The sequence below is a fragment of the Escherichia sp. MOD1-EC7003 genome (genome assembly GCF_002965065.1).
In the GTDB taxonomy this organism is placed as follows: Bacteria; Pseudomonadota; Gammaproteobacteria; order Enterobacterales; family Enterobacteriaceae; genus Escherichia.
Window position 1 is genome coordinate 1 of the sequence record NZ_PTRE01000248.1, and the last position, 2381, is coordinate 2381.

Below are 2381 nucleotides of genomic sequence, written 5' to 3' on the forward strand. Positions count from 1 at the left end.
ATGAATAAAATATACTCCCTGAAATATTGCCATATAACTAAAAGCCTGATTGCTGTCTCCGAACTGGCCCGCAGGGTCACCTGTAAGAGCCATCGCAGACTCTCCCGTCGGGTCATTCTTTCATCTGTTGCTGTGTTGTCACTTTCTTCGGCATGGCCGGCTCTGGCGGCAACGGTCAGTGCAGAGATCCCTTATCAGATATTCCGCGACTTTGCCGAGAATAAAGGCCAGTTTACGCCGGGGAGCACGAATATTTCCATTTATGACAAGCAGGGCAATCTGGTCGGTAAACTTGATAAAGCCCCGATGGCTGATTTCAGCAGCGCCACTATTGCTACTGGTAGTCTGCCTCCGGGAGACCATACACTTTACTCCCCTCAGTATGTGGTTACCGCCAAACATGTCAGCGGCTCTGACACGATGAGCTTCGGATACACCAAAAACACCTATACTGCGGTGGGTACAAATAATAATAGCGGTCTGGATATTAAAACCCGCCGACTGAGTAAACTGGTGACAGAGGTGGCGCCGGCAGAAGTGTCTGACGTAGGGGCAGTGAGCGGTGCCTATCAGGCCGGAGGACGCTTTACTGCATTCTATCGCCTTGGGGGGGGGATGCAGTACGTCAAAGATAAAAATGGCAACCTTACCCAGGTGTACACCAATGGGGGATTTCTGATAGGAGGCACCGTCAGCGCGCTGAGCTCCTATAATAACGGACAGATGATTTCGGCTCAGACCGCTAATATTTTTAATCCCGCGAATGGGCCTCTGGCTAATTATCTTATTATGGGCGACAGCGGCTCCCCCCTGTTTGCTTATGATTCCTGGCAAAAAAATGGGTGCTGATTGGTGTCACCTCCTCAAAGACAGACTCCGGAAATAACTGGGTCGTCACCACTCAGGATTTCCTTGGTCAGCAACCGCAAAATGACTTTGATAAAACCATAGCCTATACCTCTGGTAAGGGTGCACTGCAGTGGAAATATGATGCGGCTAATGGCACCGGCACCCTGACTCAGGGAAACACGAGCTGGGATATGCATGGAAAGAAAGGGAATGATCTGAACGCAGGAAAAAACCTCCTGTTCACCGGCAATAATGGCGAGGTCGTTCTGCAGAATTCCGTTAATCAGGGGGCCGGGTATCTGCAGTTTGCCGGCGATTACAAGGTGTCTGCCCTGAACGGCCAGACATGGATGGGCGGCGGGATTATCACAGATAAAGGAACCCACGTTCTGTGGCAGGTGAACGGAGTGGCCGGTGATAACCTGCATAAAATTGGCGAAGGCACCCTGACAGTAAACGGGACCGGTGTGAATGCAGGTGGACTCAAGGTAGGGGACGGTACTGTTATTCTCAACCAGCAGGCGGATGCTAACGGAAAGGTACAGGCTTTCAGCTCTGTTGATATTGCCAGCGGTCGTCCGACAGTTGTGCTTTCCGACGTACAGCAGGTTAATCCGGATAATATTTCGTGGGGATACCGTGGTGGACGTCTGGACCTGAATGGTAATAACCTGACCTTTACCCGTCTTCAGGCGGCTGACTACGGGGCCATCATCACCAATAACAGTGAGAAAAAATCAACGGTAACACTCGACCTTCAGACATTAAAAGCCAGTGACATTAATGTACCGGTTAATACTGTCAATATTTTTGGAGGGAAAGGATCACCGGGAGACCTGTATTATGACAGTTCTACCGGGAACTATTACATCCTGAAAGCGAGCTCATATTCACCGTTTTTCTCCGATCTGAACAACAGCAGTGTCTGGCAGAATGTCGGAAAAGACCGCAATAAAGCCATTGATACCGTGAAGCAGCAAAAAATTGAGGCCAGCAGCCAGCCTTATATGTATCACGGCCAGCTAAACGGCAATATGGATGTGAATATTCCGCAGCTCTCCGGTAAGGATATACTGGCTCTTGATGGTTCCGTTAACCTGCCAGAAGGTTCGATAACCAAGAAGTCCGGTACGCTGATATTCCAGGGCCATCCGGTTATTCATGCCGGGACGACGACCTCTGCCAGCCAGAGCGACTGGGAAACCCGTCAGTTTACGCTGGGAAAACTGAAACTCGATGCTGCAACATTCCATCTGTCCAGAAACGGCCAGATGCAGGGAGATATTAACGCCACCAACGGAAGTACCGTTATTCTGGGAAGTGACCGTGTCTTTACTGACAAGAATGACGGAACCGGTAATGCGGTCTCCTCTGTTGAGGGAAGTGCCACAGCAACCACAGCCGGTGACCAGAGTGATTACCGCGGAAATGTGACGCTGGAAAACAAATCATCCCTGAAAATCATGGAGAAATTCACCGGTGGTATTGAGGCTTATGACAGTTCCGTGAGTGTGACCTCTCAGAATGCTGTT

1 pseudogene is annotated in these 2381 nt (G+C 50.1%); it reads left to right on the forward strand.

The features are described 5' to 3' along the window. Positions 1-2381: pseudogene (locus tag A7090_RS24750) on the forward strand (S6 family peptidase); the annotation flags it as partial.